18 protein-coding genes and 1 pseudogene are annotated in these 17,827 nt (G+C 43.6%); 10 read left to right on the forward strand and 9 right to left on the reverse strand.

All coding sequences use genetic code 11. The features are described from left to right. Window positions 1–109 precede the first annotated feature (109 nt). From BLV54_RS16720 to glnA, 7 genes are all read right to left on the reverse strand, one after another. Window positions 110–718, reverse strand: a complete 609-nt coding sequence (locus BLV54_RS16720; protein WP_256329191.1) for a DUF2130 domain-containing protein — start codon at window positions 716–718, stop codon at window positions 110–112. Beyond that, window positions 663–983, reverse strand: a complete 321-nt coding sequence (locus BLV54_RS16725; RefSeq protein ID WP_256329193.1) for a DUF2130 domain-containing protein — start codon at window positions 981–983, stop codon at window positions 663–665. The genes BLV54_RS16720 and BLV54_RS16725 overlap by 56 nt, the downstream gene beginning before the upstream one ends. A 235-nt stretch (window positions 984–1,218) precedes the next feature. Next, entirely contained in the window at window positions 1,219–1,395 is a 177-nt protein-coding gene (locus tag BLV54_RS16730; RefSeq protein WP_256329194.1) for a hypothetical protein, read from the reverse strand. A gap of 112 nt (window positions 1,396–1,507) precedes the next feature. Further along, complete coding sequence (locus BLV54_RS05990; RefSeq protein WP_218132325.1) at window positions 1,508–1,909, reverse strand: methyltransferase family protein; 402 nt, start codon at window positions 1,907–1,909, stop codon at window positions 1,508–1,510. Between the two features lie 143 nt (window positions 1,910–2,052). Next, entirely contained in the window at window positions 2,053–2,502 is a 450-nt protein-coding gene (locus BLV54_RS05995) for a hypothetical protein (RefSeq protein ID WP_090569195.1), read from the reverse strand. A 26-nt stretch (window positions 2,503–2,528) separates the two neighbouring features. Next, entirely contained in the window at window positions 2,529–3,020 is a 492-nt protein-coding gene (locus BLV54_RS06000; RefSeq protein WP_090569197.1) for a DUF4124 domain-containing protein, read from the reverse strand. 95 nt (window positions 3,021–3,115) lie between these two features. After that, the gene (gene glnA, locus BLV54_RS06005; protein WP_090569200.1) at window positions 3,116–4,525 is read right to left on the reverse strand and encodes a type I glutamate--ammonia ligase; all 1,410 of its coding nucleotides are present in this window, start codon (window positions 4,523–4,525) and stop codon (window positions 3,116–3,118) included. Between the two features lie 524 nt (window positions 4,526–5,049). Between glnA and BLV54_RS06010 the strand changes: the two genes are divergently transcribed. From BLV54_RS06010 to BLV54_RS06020, 4 genes and pseudogenes are all read left to right on the forward strand, one after another. After that, window positions 5,050–5,445 carry an RNA-binding S4 domain-containing protein gene (locus tag BLV54_RS06010; RefSeq protein ID WP_218132326.1) on the forward strand — a complete coding sequence of 132 codons (396 nt, stop codon included), beginning with the start codon at window positions 5,050–5,052 and terminating at the stop codon, window positions 5,443–5,445. 70 nt (window positions 5,446–5,515) lie between these two features. After that, window positions 5,516–6,190, forward strand: coding sequence for a RecQ family ATP-dependent DNA helicase (locus BLV54_RS17200; RefSeq protein ID WP_339389433.1), 675 nt, complete (start codon window positions 5,516–5,518; stop codon window positions 6,188–6,190). 69 nt (window positions 6,191–6,259) lie between these two features. After that, window positions 6,260–7,098: pseudogene (locus BLV54_RS17205) on the forward strand (RQC domain-containing protein); the annotation flags it as partial. Between the two features lie 446 nt (window positions 7,099–7,544). Further along, a complete protein-coding gene (locus BLV54_RS06020; protein ID WP_090569205.1) occupies window positions 7,545–8,795 on the forward strand; it encodes a porin in 1,251 nt (416 codons plus the stop codon). A 122-nt stretch (window positions 8,796–8,917) separates the two neighbouring features. On the opposite strand, the gene BLV54_RS06025 is transcribed toward BLV54_RS06020, so the two are convergent. Next, the gene (locus tag BLV54_RS06025) at window positions 8,918–10,411 is read right to left on the reverse strand and encodes a helicase HerA-like domain-containing protein (protein WP_090569208.1); all 1,494 of its coding nucleotides are present in this window, start codon (window positions 10,409–10,411) and stop codon (window positions 8,918–8,920) included. Window positions 10,412–10,629: 218 nt separating this feature from the next. On the opposite strand from BLV54_RS06025, the gene BLV54_RS06030 reads away from it, so the two are divergent. The 6 genes from BLV54_RS06030 to BLV54_RS06055 all read left to right on the forward strand — a co-directional run bounded on the left by BLV54_RS06030 (window position 10,630) and on the right by BLV54_RS06055 (window position 17,430). Beyond that, window positions 10,630–12,165, forward strand: coding sequence for an ABC transporter permease (locus BLV54_RS06030; protein WP_090569209.1), 1,536 nt, complete (start codon window positions 10,630–10,632; stop codon window positions 12,163–12,165). Beyond that, window positions 12,162–14,216 (forward strand): ABC transporter ATP-binding protein, encoded by a 2,055-nt coding sequence (locus BLV54_RS06035; protein WP_090569212.1) that lies wholly within the window; start codon window positions 12,162–12,164, stop codon window positions 14,214–14,216. Before BLV54_RS06030 ends, BLV54_RS06035 begins: the two co-directional genes overlap by 4 nt. A gap of 40 nt (window positions 14,217–14,256) precedes the next feature. Beyond that, window positions 14,257–15,870, forward strand: a complete 1,614-nt coding sequence (locus BLV54_RS06040; protein ID WP_090569216.1) for a peptide chain release factor 3 — start codon at window positions 14,257–14,259, stop codon at window positions 15,868–15,870. A 224-nt stretch (window positions 15,871–16,094) separates the two neighbouring features. Further along, window positions 16,095–16,547 (forward strand): hypothetical protein, encoded by a 453-nt coding sequence (locus tag BLV54_RS06045; RefSeq protein WP_090569218.1) that lies wholly within the window; start codon window positions 16,095–16,097, stop codon window positions 16,545–16,547. Between the two features lie 14 nt (window positions 16,548–16,561). Then, entirely contained in the window at window positions 16,562–17,104 is a 543-nt protein-coding gene (locus BLV54_RS06050) for a YMGG-like glycine zipper-containing protein (protein WP_090569220.1), read from the forward strand. A gap of 89 nt (window positions 17,105–17,193) precedes the next feature. After that, complete coding sequence (locus BLV54_RS06055; protein ID WP_090569223.1) at window positions 17,194–17,430, forward strand: thioredoxin family protein; 237 nt, start codon at window positions 17,194–17,196, stop codon at window positions 17,428–17,430. 245 nt (window positions 17,431–17,675) lie between these two features. Here BLV54_RS06055 and BLV54_RS17210 read toward each other — a convergent pair. After that, a partial coding sequence (locus tag BLV54_RS17210) for a transposase (RefSeq protein WP_176969695.1) occupies window positions 17,676–17,827 on the reverse strand: 152 nt, incomplete at its 5' end.

The following is a 17,827-nucleotide window of genomic DNA, read 5'->3' on the forward strand; positions in this document are numbered from 1 at the left end:
CCGCATCCGGATAAAATGTACTGAACGCCCTTCATGTTTTCAATTACACCTAAAACATGTTGACAACCATTAAGCCAATCAAATTCACATAATGACTAAAAATTATCGTTTAAAGATCCAATTCTTTTATCTCAATAGCTTCAAACTCCAAACCTGCAATTTCTTGCAGCGATTTCCCGGCTATGCCCTGCAAATCTCCATACATGCCCACTGTCGCGCCCATTACCCGCTCAATCTGTTCTTCACGTTTCGCCCATTGCGTCATGATAACTTTGCGCTCTTTATCTAAATCTTCCTGCATCGTAGCAAAGGCTTCGATGATCGCTTCTATGCGCTGACGAAAACGTGGTCCAGTTAAGTACTGATAAACCATTTCGGTCTTAGTTTGCTGCCCTTCTGAGACCTGTCGCGCAAGGCTGACTTGAAGTAAAGCATGACGCAGAATAGTCGCTACTGGGAGTGCCACCCGTGGATGCGCCACCCAAACTCCCTCCACAACATCAAAGGTTTCAATTCCCTTCGGTAACGCTTGGCTGACCAGGATCGACACTTCCGCTTTTGCATTACGCTGATCCTCACGCAATTTTACCAACCAGGCATCGCTCCAATTTTTAGTGCGTTTGGACTCCCATAAAATAACACCGCTTTGCTGACCACTCCGACTAAACACATAATGCAACACATCCCCCCCCGAAATCACCTTTCGGAGCCGGTTCAATAGCATCCAGAGGAAATTTGGCGCGCAGCAACGTCTCAAGCTCCAACTCCTGCACTTCTCCCTGTAGCTGCTGTGAACCCTGCTCGGCTTTCTGTTTAAGCTCTTCTATTTTCTGCTGCATCGAGGTTATGGTTTGATCTTTCTCCATAACCTTTAATTTGAGGCTTTCCTCTACTTCACGACGAGCCTGAAATCGTACTGTCGCCAGATTTTCTTGAACTCGTTTCTCAACTGTCAATTCTAGCTCGCGTTTGGCGTCATCCAACTCACGTTGCTTTTTGATGAGCTCTGCTTGTGCATGTTGTGCTTCAGCAAGCTTCTGTCACGCGTCCTGAGCAATTCCTGAAGGTCAGCCAATTCACGAACCTTGCTTTCTAACTCAGAAGCAATCGCCAGTTTGACTTTTCTGGATTCCTCCTCAATCAGTCGTGCACGGTCAATCTTGAGCTGAGCTGCAACCTGTTCAGTAATTTGCTGCTCAAGATTTCGCCTGGCCTCGATCAGATACTTTTCCTGCTCGCGGGGATATCCTGTTCACGTTTGGCGATTTCATGATCTTTTTGCGCAAGCCGCTGCTGATATTGCTGGTGAGTGGCAGCCAGCAAAGGAGCAGCGAGCGATTCAGTAAGCCGAATTTCAATGTGGCAATTAGAACAAGTAATGGTTGGCTCGTTCATACACTATCGATAAATTAGGTATTACACACACATCTTAATTTGTACACCACAGAAATATGAACTCCCCCTTTTATAGATGGCTGCAAGGCGCAATAACACTGATAATCAGAACTCATAACCATCTGCGCACGCTTTTCGTGTAAGCAACATATTCAGTCCCAAACTTAGCAATCAACGCCTGTTCCTCCAGGATGATTTGAAAACGATTCATATACCAAACAAAGAGAGGTAATCCTGCCAAGGAAACTATATTTGACAATAATAACGCCCATGATAAAAGTATCAGCAAAAAACCGATATACATAGGATTACGGCTTATTCTATAGACGCCCCCAGTCACGATGGACGATGTTTTGCTCGGCTGCATTGGATTGACTGTTGTCCCTGCCACTCTGAACGCTATAGCACCTGCCAGAATAAACACAATGCCAGTAAAGCCGACAACTGTCGCCATAATGACTCGCCCAGGAATAGTTAGCGCTGACTGAGGGACAAGAATTGCAATAAACCACATGATAATGCCAATAATTGACATTATTATAATAGGAGGAATTTTGAGTTCAAATGCTTTCATAGACTTTGATCTGACATCGAATCAAAATAGAAAGAAATCGAATCAATAAATAAACGAAGCGAAGATCGTTCTATTTCTAAGTGTTATTCCTTCATGCGCTCCTTAATAGCCACCCCTAAATTATAAAGCTCAATTTCAAGCACTTCGATACTATCCTCGTAAAGAGCCATTTCTTCAATGACTTGTTGCACTCGGTCATAATCATTCGGTTGATTTACATTTTTGTCAGAAGAATTCTGACGAGCTGTCTCGAGCATAGATGCTTGTGTTATTTCTTGGTCGATCTTTTTCTCGACTACCTCATTGTGCTCGGGCGGAGTTGCGCCTTTTTTTATGGCTAAACTTGCTGGAACGTAGCGATCTGCTGGCAATACTGTTATCTCGGGCAAATCAATCTCGCTAGCACCCTTTATTTCAGTATCAGAATAAAAGGTATGACCGTCTTGATTTACATGCTTGTATACTCCTGACTGAGCCATACACAGAAAACTATATGTAGAAAGCAACACGAATAAAATGTTGACAGTCTTCATAAGGCAATCATTCAGGATGACAATGATTAGCGATTTCCCAACTCAGCACGTAGTGCCATGATATTTCTTTCATGCAAGGTAATTTGATTACGAAGCTTCTTTATATTTTCATTTTCTGAAATATGGGTATCAAGCAACAATTGGGTATTATTAGTCGCAGCTTGTCTCAATTTTTTTATAGCTTCATTTAAAGTCTGCTGGATCTCCACCAAGTATTTTGTTTCTGTAGCCAATTCATTCTCAAGAATTTGACGACGGTTAATATCTCGCCTCTTCTGCTGACCATCCGTTACTTTTGGAAAATCTCCTCTGGTCAAAGGCGCCATTGTCGTAACTTTTGCGACTACTTTGGTCTCTGAAGAGTTAAACTGGAGCTTCTGTCCGCCCTTAACTGGTGCATTGGTATAGGTTACATGACCATTTTCATCTACAAGCTTATAAATACCTGCCGCCGCATGAGTCGTAATAGTTAACAAAGCTGCCAAGACTGAAGCAATGGCAAAATTTTTTTGCCCCATAGCAATCTCCCGACTGAAAAATTAAAACTGATTAAATTTTCAATCAAATGAAGCTAAGGCAATAAAATAATAAACACCTCAAATTTGCTTTTTATTTACAAACTGTAATACATTGAAAACTCAACGGGGTGAGTATTAATCCGATAGAGCATTGCTTCTTCCATCTTCAAGGCAATATAAGCATCGATCATGTCATTGGAGAATACACCACCTCGGGTAAGAAATTCACGATCCTTATCCAGATTCTGCAGTGCTTCCTCCAAGGAGTTACAAGTACTCGGAACTTTGGATGCTTCTTCGGGAGGAAGATCATAAAGATTTTTATCCATGGGGTCGCCAGGATGAATTTTGTTCTGAATACCATCAAGCCCGGCCATCAACAATGCAGTAAATGCTAGATAGGGATTGGCAATTGGGTCAGGGAAACGTATTTCAATACGTCGTTGCTTAGGATTGCTGGCATGTGGAATACGCACTGCAGCGGAACGGTTACTAGCAGAATAAGCAATATTGACAGGTGCTTCAAAACCAGCAACGAGTCTTTTGTACGAATTGGTGCCAGGATTGGTAATCGCATTCAATGCTTTTGCATGCTTGATAATACCACCAATATAATACAGCGCTGTTTCAGACATTCCAGCATAACCATTTCCAGAGAACAAGTTCTTTCCATCTTTCCAAATCGATTGATGAACATGCATACCAGAGCCATTATCCCCCACGATAGGTTTTGGCATAAATGTAGCCGTCTTACCATAGGAATGCGCTACATTGTGCACGACGTATTTGAGTATCTGATTCCAGTCTGCACGCTTTACTAAGCTATTAAATCGGGTACCAATTTCACATTGGCCCGCATTGGCGACTTCATGATGATGAACCTCGACACTGATGCCCATCTCTTCCAGAACAAGGCACATCGCAGAACGAATATCATGGAGCGAATCAACTGGTGGCACAGGAAAGTATCCACCCTTGATGGTAGGTCGATGTCCAATATTGCCATTTTCGTATTTCTTTTTCGAACTCCAGGCAGCTTCCTCTGATTCGATTTTTAGAAAACATCCTGCCATACTGGTTTGCCAGCGTACAGAATCAAAAACAAAAAATTCAAGCTCGGGACCGAAATAAGCAATATCCCCGACACCGGTAGATTTAAGGTAGACTTCACCACGCTTTGCCAGTGAACGGGGATCACGGATATAGCCTTGTCCGTCAGAAGGATCAACCACATCACAGGTAAGGAACAATGTCGCTTCATCCATAAACGGATCCATCGTAGCTGTGTCGGGATCAGGCATAAGTAACATATCCGAAGCATGAATTCCCTTCCAACCCGCAATAGAAGAACCATCAAAAGCGTGCCCATCTTCAAATTTGTCTGCAGTAAAGGCATGGGCAGGAACTGTTACATGATGTTCCTTGCCGTTAGTATCAGTAAAACGCAGATCAACAAATTTAACTTCATGGTCTTGAATTTTTTTTAAAACATCAGCTACCGCCATTTTTATCTCCAGACAGGCATTATGGTTTTGTAAAAGCTATTTAAGAAAATTATATACAGTGTATGTAGCGTGAAATATGAAATAAACAATGTGCCTTCCTTTGATAGGCAACAAAGAACAGATTTCTATAGTCATTAAGCATACTGCTTAAAATCATCCTCAGAGATATTATTCCTAGAGTATTTGTATCACGCAGGGTAATTAGCTATGGAAGATCCAGTACAGACTTTTAATCAGCAAGCAACAGGTATTCGTCCTGTAATTCAAATTATCCGCTAATTATATAATAATTCGGTAATTTTGCCTTCTTCGCCAGTTGCTATTCAAGTATGGCTGTCATATCTTTATTTATGCTCACCAGAGCATCCATTTATACGATACTATCAGCATGGAATTAAGGCCAGAACTTAACATTTATTTGGTAGAAACCACGATTCTGAATATTCAGTTTAGTCAACAGTATGATCTTATTGTACCGGCACTTTTCAGATAATCACCAATGAATTGATTGATGTAGCAAAACGATGATGCCGCAAAACGATATCGAAAAATTCCGTATTGATAAATGGCTTTATGCCGCGCGCTTTTTTAAGACACGCTCTCTAGCGGCAGAAGCAGTAGAACGCGGTAAAATACACATTAATGGTGCACGGGTGAAACCAGCCAAGACTGTGGCAATTGGTGACATGCTCACCATTCGGATTGCGCATTATCAATACGAAATCAAAGTGATAGCATTATCCAATAAGCGAGGTTCGGCATCAGAGGCGCAGCAACTCTATCAGGAGACTGATGCAAGCCGTAAAGCACGCGAAGTGCTTATGGAGCAAATTAAAATGCAGCCACAGCAATTTTATACCAAAGGTAGGCCCACCAAACGCGACCGGCGTGAAATAGATCATTTCAAAAATCGGCAATAGCGCTTACGCATGAACCGTTGGCTATTCAATTTTGGTTGAGTTAGCGGGATTTTTCAAAATGATGTCTCGTGTGCTTACAACCCTCAAGGAAGTTTTCGGCTATAGTAGCTTCCGTGGTCAACAAGCTGAAATCATCACTCATGTTACCAGTGGTCATGATTGTGTGGTATTGATGCCAACAGGCGGAGGAAAATCGTTGTGTTACCAGATTCCTGCACTTATGCGCAATGGGGTCGCAATCATTATTTCACCGTTAATCGGACTGATGCAGAATCAGGTAGTCACTTTGTGCAAAAGAGGAGCACGAGCAGCGTATTTGAATTCTTCGCTCTCCCAATTGGAAACCTCTAACATCGAGCATAATCTACTTGCAGGTACATACGATCTACTATACGTCGCACCTGAAAGATTGCTTACTCCCCGATTTCTGCATCTTATGCAGCGCATACAATTAGCATTATTTGCAATCGATGAAGTCCACTGCGTATCTCAATGGGGGCATGATTTCCGTCCAGAATATATGCAGCTTTCAATTTTGCATGAAAGATTTCCGAATGTTCCACCCATTGCGTTGACAGCAACAGCGGATCCCATAACATGTGCAGAAATCATTCAGCGACTTCATCCTGGTCATGCACGACTTTTTGTTTCGAGTTTCGATCGCCCCAATGTTCATTACCGCATCATCGAGAAGACAAATGGTCGTGCACAACTATTAAAGTTTATTTGTACTGAACATGCATGACATGCAGGTGTCGTTTACTGCTTATCACGCAAGAAAGTTGAGAAAACATCAGCATGGCTAGCTGAAAATGGCATTTCAGCAATCCCCTATCATGCCGGCATGTGCACCCAAGCACGTAAGGAGCATCAGGAGAAATTTTTATACGAAGAAGGTATCGTGGTAGTCGCCACAACAGCCTTTGGCTTAGGGATTGATAAGCCGGATGTCCGTTTTGTTGCGCACCTGGATCCACCAAAAAGCATGGAAAATTATTATCAGGAAACCGGTCGAGCAGGTCGTGATGGGAAGACTGCTAATGCCTGGATGGCTTATGGCCCAGGGGATGTTGTGCAGTTGTGGCGCCTGATTGAACGGTCTGAGGCTCAACCCAGGTTTAAACATATTGCCTTTGCTAAACTTGATGCACTACTCGCTCTGTGCGAGGCAACGACTTGTCGCAGAGTACGACTACTTGATTATTTTGGTGAGACTATGATTGCTGTCGCATGTGGCAACTGTGATATTTGTCATCACCCGCCGGGAGTCTGGGACGGAACAATCGCCGCACAAAAAGCACTATCCTGCGTTTATCGTACTGGCCAGCGCTTCGATCCAGAATATTTGATCGACGTGTTACGTAGCAATCATAGTGAAAGCGTAAGCAAGTGGGGCATGACAAAATCAGCACTTTTGGTATCGGCAAAGAGTTTAATGAAGGAGCATGGCATGCAGTTTTTCGGCAATTAACAGTACTTGGATATCTCGCCTGGGATAATGCAGATCATCGTTCACTGCATCTAACTCCTGCTTGTCGTGCCGTATTGAAAGGAGAACAAATTATTCATTTACGCCTTTCTTCCAAACGTAAACCGAGTACTTCAGCACGCCGCATGCACGACTCTATTTCGCCAAACTCCCAGAATTTGTGAAAAAAATCGTAGCAAGCAGCCTAAAAGTATGGTTGATAAAATAATGAAAAAACAGATTCTTGAGAGAAGCAGTCACTGACGTAGATCATAGCAATAATCAACCAAAATTTTTTAAGAATCAATTGTTGTTGCCCAGATTGATGGATTAATTTTTATATTGGATCGGAATACTATTTGTAGCAAAAAACAAGGAAATAAAATTATTTTTGAATATTTTTTAAAACAATTTTACAAAATAATTTTTATGTTGCACAAAAGCAACACAATGTTGCTTAAAATCGAAAATTTGATTGTTTTTTGTTGCACCACTGATTTATGTTGGGCACAATTTATCTAACCTTTCCAGTTCGGAAGGTCTGGATAATGAGAAGTATTTAATAAAAATAAGTTTGATAGATTTTAGGCATGACGATCCCCGTCTTTTTAATTTTAAAGGAGAGTTTCACATGAAAAAGAAACTAATTGCGCTGGGAGTAGCTGGTGCACTTGCAGCCCCGCTAATCGCCACAGCACAAGGTACACATGTCACCATTTTTGGTCGACTACAAGCTGAATACTCCACGGTTCATATTAATGGTAATGGTGCTCAAACAGGCATACTTGATGATGCAGCTCAATCACGCTGGGGTCTGCAGGTTGCAGAAGATCTTGGAATGGGACTCAGAGCTATGGGTCGCGTAGAGTTTTCTTTTAACCCTGGTTCCGGCAGATCTGATAGCGCTCGTGAACAATGGGTCGGTCTTGGCAGCGATCAATGGGGTGAACTCAAATTTGGTCGAGTTCAATCTCCCTTCAAGGATTTTGCAGGTGGTCATACCATTGATCCTTTTGCCTATACCAGTCTGCATGCCAACGGCAGCGGTGGCTTGATGACCGCATCACAAAATGGATTAGGATCAGGTGACAACAGCTTTGTTAACAGTGCAGCGCGCTATGATTCACCCGTAGTTGAAGGTTTCTCCATGTCAGCTTTGTTGATGCCGGGCGATGCCAGAAAATTGGATCCATCCAGAGCTAATGCAGGCTCAGCAGCGTTTACTCCCGGCGTTCTTGATCCACTCGCTAGTGGCAATCCCTTCCAAAACTCCGGCGGTGAAGATGGTGAATGGGACTTCCAGATTGCAGGTAAATATAGTCAACAGTTCGATGCACTCGGTGTCAACATTTTTGGTGGTTATTCACGCGATAATGTCAGCAATCGGATGAAAAGTTTAGGTGGCGTAATCGATGACGAAGAGATCTGGCGTGGTGGTGCACTGATATCTTTTGCCGACCTGCGTGTTCGAGGTCAGTATGAAGCAATCAACAATGCCAATCCTTTAGGCGGCGCAGCTACCTGTACTACCGCTGCTGCTTTCGGGAATGCTGCCGGCTCACTAACCCTTGATGGCCGTGGTCAATGTAACTCAGCCATGAATGCCAATGGTGATGGCTGGCTCTGGATTGCAGGCGCCGATTACACGATCGGTAATACCATGCTCATCGTGCAAGGTGGTATGGCTACAGCACAAAGCATTGGCGCACTAGCCAAGAAAGATATTGAAAACATTACTGCAGGTGTCATTCACAGTCTGAGCAGACGCTCCAGTCTGTTTGGTGGTTATCAGCGTGTTTGGGTGAAAGACAGAAATCTTGCTGCAGTTGGACTAGATGCAGACCGTAATGTTTACTCAGTAGGTCTACGCCACGACTTCTAAACAAGGCTATAGCTAACAAAAAAAGGGCACCTAAGGGTGCCCTTTTTATTAGAAGAAACAATTACAGCAGAAAAATATAGTATCGGTAACTCCGTTTAGGAGTTCATCACAGCATTTTGCAATCAGCGACGATTCTTACCCAGGATGGAACCGAGTACCCCCCGCATAATCTGTCGACCGATCTCAGTGCCCACGGTTCGGGCGGCGCTTCTTGCCATTGCTTCTATAATTCCCTCGGGTTGGTGTCCTGATCGCTTGGTAGCCACTTTCTTGCCCAGTAAGTCATGCCAATCAAATCCACGATCGCTTTCTGGCTGCATTTCCTTGCCAGCTTTCTTCTCAACCTGCTCTTTCAGAATTTCATAGGCTGACTCGCGATCAATAGCTTCCTCATAGTATCCAAACAAGCCTGAGTTACGAATTATTTTCTGCCGCTCCTGATCCATTACCGGACCAATACGACTCATGGGTGGAAAAATTTTGCCTATCTCAACTGGGCTCGGACGCCCTTTCTCGTCCAGAAAAGAAATTAAAGCCTCACCTACTGCCAGTTCAGTAATCGCCGCTTCGACATCGATGTGAGGGTTGGGACGGAATGTTTGTGCAGCCGATTTGACCGCTTTTTGATCTTTGGGGGTAAATGCACGCAATGCATGCTGAATACGATTCCCAAGTTGTCCAAGTACCACATCGGGAATATCCAGTGGATTCTGGCTGACAAAATAGATACCCACTGCTTTCGAACGAATTAATCGCACCACCTGCTCGATTTTATTCAACAATACTTTAGGTGCATTGTTGAATAATAAATGAGCCTCATCGAAAAAAAACACCAGTTTGGGTTTATCGAGATCTCCCACCTCGGGGAGATTCTCATATAACTCTGAAAGCAGCCAGAGCAATAAAGTAGCATAAAGACGCGGCGTGTTATGCAGAGTCTCAGCCGACAAAATGCTGATGACCCCCCGCCCATTTGCATCAATTTGCAAGAGGTCTACAAACCTCAACATCGGCTCTCCAAAGAGATGCTCGCCCCCTTCATGCTCCAATTGCAATAATCCCCGCTGGATAGCACCTACAGATGCGGCTGAGATATTGCCATATTCAGTCGCCAGCTTTTGAGCATTCTGCGAAGCATACTGTAGCATGGCACGCAAATCTTTCAGATCCAGTAATAACCAGCCCTGATCATCCGCAACTTTGAAGACCGCTGTTAATACCCCTGTTTGGGTATCATTGAGGTTAAGTATGCGCGCAAGCAGCATGGGCCCCAAATCTGAAATCGTAGCACGAAAGGAATGCCCTTTCCGACCAAAGACATCCCAATAAATAACTGGATTACCAGCATATTCGATGGATGCTAAACCGAGCTCCTTGGCTCGCGCTTCTACTTTTACGTTACCGCCACCGGCCTGACTAAGTCCTGATAGATCTCCTTTGATATCTGCCATGAACACGGGTATGCCCGCGCGGGAAAATTGCTCTGCCAGAACCTGTAAAGTTACCGTCTTACCAGTACCCGTCGCCCCTGCAATGAGACCATGCCGATTAGCCATTGGAAGCAAAAAATCAAGTGTCGACCTTCTCGACTGCGCTATGATTAACCTATTACTCATATTTTAAAATTGAGCATGAATTAAAAATCAAATTCTTCTTCTCTAAATAACTTGCAAGTGTATACAAAATTTAATCTTATCAGTTGAAATATCCCCTGCCTACTTACCTAACTTTCCTCTAGCAGAAATAGTTATACCTGCAATGTAAAACCTGCAAGTAAATTACACTACAATATTCATTCAACTACTTTTGATAATCATAAAAAATTCAAATTATCATGCCTTTTGACCCGGTTATTCTTTGGACTGATGCGTTAGTTTACTTACTCGTAGCTGTTGTGATCGCTATTGGTTGGTACATGCAGCGTCACACGCACTTGCTTACGCCGTGGCGACGGGTAACACATAGCGCAAGTGGTATGGCGGCTCTTACCATTCTATTCTTTTTTATCCTGACTGGACTGCTCGATACCATCCATTTCCGCCCTGCTTTAGACAATACCAGCAATAATCTAGGTGAAAAGGTATATAGTGTAGAAGTATTGAGTCTTTTTGATGTCATCGCGACGCCGTTACGTACTCGTGTGGAAAAAACTTATTCAGCCCCCCTTTCAGCTTATCTTTATGCAAAAGAAACCGTGGAATTACCTGATGGAAGTCAAGCGCGGGAATTTACCAGACTGACGTTCGGCGGGATACACTTAGAGGATCCCGAGGTTCAGCGAACGGGTGACATTACTGAGCGATCAATCAGAGGTGCGGCAGGGGGATTATTGGTCTGGAGTGTAATCGTGATGAGTTTGGGCATGCTATTAGCCAGGAGGCATAAGATAAGCTTTCTGCAAATGCAATCTGAAATTTGGAAAGGCACTACCGAAACGCCCTGGCATGTCATAATGATTACGCTTGGATTGATACTCGTTTTGCTAGGCATAGTCGTTGCACTATCTACCCATTACCATGTGCTGGGTACCGACAAGGTAGGGCAAGATGTGCTGTACCAATCGCTCAAGAGCATTCGCACTGGACTTGTGATTGGCACACTGACCACCCTCATCATGCTCCCTTTCGCTCTTTTATTAGGGATCGCTGCTGGTTACTTCCGCGGTTGGGTAGACGATGTTATCCAGTATACCTATACGACATTAAGCTCGATTCCCAGCGTTCTACTCATTGCTGCTGCAGTTTTGATGATGCAGGTATACATCGAAACCCATCCAGAAATGTTTGATACTATTTCAGCGCGTGCTGATTTACGCTTGTTATTTCTTTGTATCATACTTGGTATCACCAGTTGGACAGGTCTGTGCCGGCTACTGCGTGGGGAGACTTTGAAATTGCGTGAAATGGAATACATTCAGGCTGCACATGCATTTGCAGTTTCACATTGGCGGATTATTAGCCGGCATATCCTCCCCAATGTCATGCATATCGTCTTGATTACTATCGTCATGGATTTTAGTAGCCTAGTGTTGGCAGAAGCTGTACTTTCTTATGTAGGCGTTGGCGTTGATCCTTCCATGATCAGCTTTGGCACCATGATCAATGCAGCCAGGTTAGAAATGGCGCGGGAACCAATGGTATGGTGGACACTACTCGCAGCATTTGGATTCATGTTTATATTGGTGTTAAGCGCAAACCTTTTTGCCGATGCGGTCCAGAATGCATTTAATCCACGCATTAAAACATTATCAGAAAGAGTCAGTAGGTCATCTCATCAAGCAGGTAACATGTTGCAATCCAATACTTCCTCATCCCGACCAGCTCCTGCCGCTATCTCTCCTGAAGCAAAGGACAATACTGTACACCCATGATGCCGCTGCTGGAAATTGAAAAACTCAAAACGATTTTGAATACTGATTCAGCACCGATTCATGCAGTAGACGGACTGGAACTAAAAATTTTAAAAGGTGAAACATTCGCCTTACTCGGAGAATCCGGTTGTGGTAAATCCATGACGGCTCTTTCCATCATGCGCCTGTTACCGGAAACAGCAGAAATTATTGAAGGCCATATCAAGATTGACGGCAATGATTTACTACTTTTACCGGAAACTGATATGCGAAAAGTGCGGGGTAAGCGTATCAGCATGATTTTTCAGGAGCCAATGCTTAGCCTGAATCCAGTCATGACCATCTCATCACAAATTAAAGAAGTATTGAAACAACACTTTGATTTGCATCATGCTGACGCACAAAAACGCATCCTGGGTTTATTGCAGCAGGTAGGCATCCCGGATGCATCGCGCCGCATGGATGAATTCCCATTTCAGTTTTCTGGCGGAATGAAACAGCGTGTGATGATCGCCATGGCACTCGCTGGCGAGCCTGAGCTACTTATCGCAGATGAACCTACTACTGCATTGGATGTCACGATTCAAGCTCAGGTACTTGATCTCATGCGTGACCTCCAACAACGCACCCGTATGGCTATCCTGCTGATAACCCATGACTTAGGGGTTGTTGCTGAAATGGCGCATCGTATTGGTGTCATGTACGCTGGAGAGATTATCGAGACTGCAACATGTGAAGATTTTTTTCAGCAGCCTGCCCATCCTTATTCCCAGAAATTATTTGCTGCTTTACCAGAAAGAGCTAAACGCAATCAAGGTCTCGCTGTGATAAACGGAAATGTCCCTCCCCTGTCACAAGCATTCCAAGGCTGTCGCTTTGCAGAGCGCTGTGATCATGCTTGGGAACTATGCCGCCAGACAGCACCCGAGTGGATCGAAATAGCCCCTGGCCATCGGGTTAAGTGTCACCTCTTCAGTAAAGAAAATGAATCCGAATACCAAGTTAATATGAGGGAAAAACAAACAACTTCAGCCATTGAAGCATATCACGCAACACCTCATCAGGATTCACCATTATTGAACGTCACTAATCTTAAAATTCATTTCCCTATTTACAAAGGCCTACTAAAACACACTATCGGACACGTTAAAGCTGTAGATGGTATTTCGCTTACGATTGCTCCCGGAAAAACGCTTGCGCTAGTGGGTGAATCAGGCTGTGGCAAAACCACAGTAGGTAAAGGTATTTGCCAACTCATCCCAACCACGGCAGGAAGCGTGCAGTTAAATGGTTCCGAGCTCACTAGATTAACACGCAATCAGTTACGTAAGAAACGGGCTGAATTTCAGATTATTTTTCAGGATCCCTATTCATCCCTTAATCCTAGAATGCGCATTATCGATATTATTGTAGAAGGAATGAATGCCCTAGTTTCTGATCATCGTGACAGAATAAAACCTGAGCAACAGCTATCGTCACACCAGAAAGAAAATAAGGTCGATGAGCTCCTCCAGCGTGTAGGTTTGCCACCGGAAGCAAAATGGCGTTACCCACATGAATTTTCTGGTGGTCAGCGACAGCGGATAGCAATTGCACGTGCCTTGGCAGTTAATCCTAAATTATTGATTTGTGATGAACCAACGAGTGCACTGGATGTTTCCGTGCAAGCACAAATCCTAAATTTACTCAGAACTTTACAGCAGAGTTTAGGTCTTGCTTATTTATTCATTACGCACAATATATCGGTAGTAGAGTATCTGGCCGATGAAATAGCTGTCATGTATCTGGGGAGAATTGTAGAAAAAGGTCATGTGGATGAAGTATTGAATGCCCCTAAGCATCCTTACACACAGGCACTTCTCTCGTCGGTGCCGATGATCGAAGCAACATCCAGGCGCACAAATAGTACTCACCTGAAAGGAGAATTACCTTCTCCTGCTAATACACCATCAGGTTGCTACTTTCACCCTCGTTGCCCTTATGTAATGCCAATTTGCCGAAAAATTTACCCGGATAAAAGTACCTTTAGCCCGACACATAGCGCACATTGCTACCTTTATTCACAGAACTAAAATTCAGCATAACCAGATAATAAGTATTTAAGGATTTTCAATAATGATTGAGCAAGAAGTAAAACGACGCCGCACATTCGCTATTATTTCTCACCCGGATGCAGGCAAAACGACATTAACCGAGAAATTGCTTATGTTTGCGGGAGCAATCCATATCGCAGGCAGTGTCAAGGCTCGTAAAGCAAGTCGCTATGCAACTTCTGACTGGATGGAGATCGAAAAGCAACGGGGCATTTCGGTTGCAAGCTCAGTAATGCAAATGGAATATCGGGATCATGTTATCAATTTGCTTGATACACCCGGCCACCAAGATTTCTCCGAGGATACCTACCGTGTTCTTACCGCTGTAGATGCCGCCTTGATGGTCATTGATGCTGGTAATGGTGTGGAAGCACAAACCTTGCGTCTACTGGAAGTATGTCGCGCCCGCAATACACCGATTCTCACTTTCATCAACAAAATGGATCGTGAAGTACGTAATCCACTTGATTTGATCGATGAAATCGAGCGCACGCTCGGTATGGCAACGATACCCTTTACATGGCCGATAGGAATGGGCAAGGAATTTCATGGCGTATTTGATCTTCAACATCACTGCATGCGCATGTTCCACCCCGGCGCTGATCGCGTTGAAAATGAAAACGAAATGATCATCAGTAATCTAGATGATAAAGCAATGATTGAATGTCTTGGTGAAAGATTCATTGAAGCACGCCAGGAAATTGATTTAATTCGTGGTGTATCTCCAGAATTTGATCATGCTGCCTTTCTTGCTGGAGAACAAACGCCAATATTTTTTGGCTCAGCAATCAATAATTTTGGTGTCCGCGAAATTCTTGATGCACTTATCGAACTGGCTCCCCCCCCTAAATCACGCAAATCCATTCAACGTGAAGTGCCTCCCGTTGAATCTAAATTCTCCGGTGTCGTTTTCAAAATCCAGGCTAACATGAATCCTGCGCATCGCGATCGCATTGCGTTTGTACGTATCTGCTCGGGAGAATTCAAACGTGGAATGAATCTCAAGGTTGTCCGGAGCGGCAAAGAGGTACGTACTAGTACAGTTGTTTCATTCCTATCGCAACGACGGGAACTACTTGAAGTTGCGTATGCCGGTGATATTATCGGAATTCCTAATCATGGAACATTGCAACTTGGCGACACCCTTACCGAAGGAGAAACGCTACATTTCACCGGTCTACCTTTTTTTGCACCTGAAATATTCCAGACGATCGAAATTGCTGATCCAATGCGAAGCAAACAGCTCAAACTGGGCCTAACACAATTAGGTGAAGAAGGCGCGATTCAAGTTTTCCGTCCCCACATAGGCAGTAACTTATTACTAGGTGCGGTGGGAAATTTACAGTTTGAGGTAGTAACACATAGACTACAGCACGAATACGGGGTAGATGCTCGCATTGCCACTGCTAAATATCAATTGGCGCGCTGGATTACCGCTGATGATCCCAAGGAGTTGCAACGCTTCATCGATTCAAACGCACACCGTATTGCTTATGATGCGGTCGATGCCCCTACATTTCTTGCTTCATTCGCTGCGGAATTAAGTGTAGCGAAGGAGAATTGGCCTGCTATCTGTTTTCATAAGATGCGGGAGCATGCTGGATTAGTATTTGAAACTCATGCAGGTAACTGAGGAAGAATTAACTTTCTAATTATTCAAATTAATTGCAACCTACTAATCAACCAAAGCCACAAAAATATACCATACTTTGGAATTTCAAATATATTTGCGCTTTTCTTTACTTTCTCCAATGTCATGAAACTTTAATGAAGCCAGTCCCTCCAATTCTGATTAAAAATAAAAAAGCTTGTTCGAAGTAGGGTTAGGTTATTTGTTAGGATAGGATGGAGATTCTCATGAGAAAGACTAGGTTTCTATATTTAACGGCTGCTTTCTTAGTAATGACGTTGAATGAGACAGCATGGGGATATGATGGTTACAATTATTACGATGGCTATGGATACTACCCCGATGGATATAGTTTGGGATTAGGATCAGGTTATGGTTCATCAATAATTGGTTATCCTTACTATTATGGCTATGGAGTTCGACGTTATGGGGGATATGGTTTTGGCTATCCCTATTATTATCGGCCTTACTATGGAGGTTATGGACCGTATTATTATTCCCCCATTTACGTTGTACCACCAACCCCCCCGGTTTATATCCAACAACCAAGCACCGTGCAACCTCCCTCACCCCCAGAAACTAATTACTGGCATTATTGTGAAAACCCGGCAGGCTATTATCCTTATGTCAAGAAATGCCCAGGTGGGTGGTTAAAAGTTCCACCCCAGCCAAAGGAATAACTTAAGGAGCCATCATGCAAAAGATTTCAAGATTAACTTATCTGTTACCACTGCTTTTGCTTACCGCATGTGTACTTATACCCAGTGGCCCAAGTGTTATGGTTTTGCCAGGTGTTGGTAAAAGTTTTGATCAGTTTCGTAGCGATGACTATCAATGCAAACAATATGCCAGTCAACAAGGTGGTGGTCAGACGACTAGACAAGCTTCTATTTCTAGCGGAATAGAAAGTGCGGCAGTAGGCACCGCCCTTGGTACAGCTGCGGGTGCAGCTATTGGGGGTGGACGTGGGGCGGCAATTGGTGCAGGCAGTGGTTTGCTGGCAGGCAGTCTAGCTGGTAGCCAAGCAGCTCGAACATCTGGCAATATCAGTCAACAGCGTTATGATATGTCTTATATTCAGTGTATGTATGCGAATGGTCATCGTGTCCCGGTAATAGGTCAATTTGCAGGGGCTCCTTACGTGAGTCAGACTATTAGTACTCCTACTCAACCACCAGCAAGAAACATACCGCCACCACCACTTGGTAATCCTCCTCCCCCTCCTCCAGCTGATTAAGTTAGAAACCATTCTCATTAGCAATAATGGCTTTGTGTGATAAAATGCACAAGCTATTTGTATGATTATTAACAAAAGGAGTCTACTACATGGCAGCAAAAGCTATTTTTTATCATGCCGGTTGCCCAGTATGTGTTGCAGCAGAAGATGCTGTAGCTAATGCAATCGATCGTTCAAAATATGAAGTTGAAATTGTGCATCTGGGCACTGACAAATCTCGAATTAGTGCGGCAGAAGCTGCCGGGGTTAAATCAGTTCCGGCACTTGTAATGGATGGCGCAGCTTACCACATCAATTTTGGTGCCAGTATTGACGATCTGAAATGATACATTAACTTGTGTATCTTAAACTTGCTAACGCAACCCCCAGCGATGGGGGTTTTTAATTGGGAAAAAAGTTTTATTAACGATCAAGCATCTTAGCCCAAATTTAACATCTACCATAAAATATATAGTAGAATCATATAATTAATGCATATTGGCATTTCTTTGTTATAATTCCAACTTGCAATAAGGACTGCATTAATAATTCAATCCCACTTAGTAATATAGCTGATCCCATATAAAATGATTTAAAGTGCATAAGCGGTAAAGAGCTGCTCGATGGAGCATCCTTCCTTTTTTCTGACTGTTTTGGCCTGGGCCCATTTTGGTTCAATGTCATTAAAGTCTGGAGAATAAGACGGCAAATATTCAAGCGTGTGCCCTGCATTGGCAAAAGCAG

It is taken from the genome of Nitrosomonas sp. Nm33 (genome assembly GCF_900107265.1).
Taxonomy (GTDB): Bacteria; Pseudomonadota; Gammaproteobacteria; order Burkholderiales; family Nitrosomonadaceae; genus Nitrosomonas.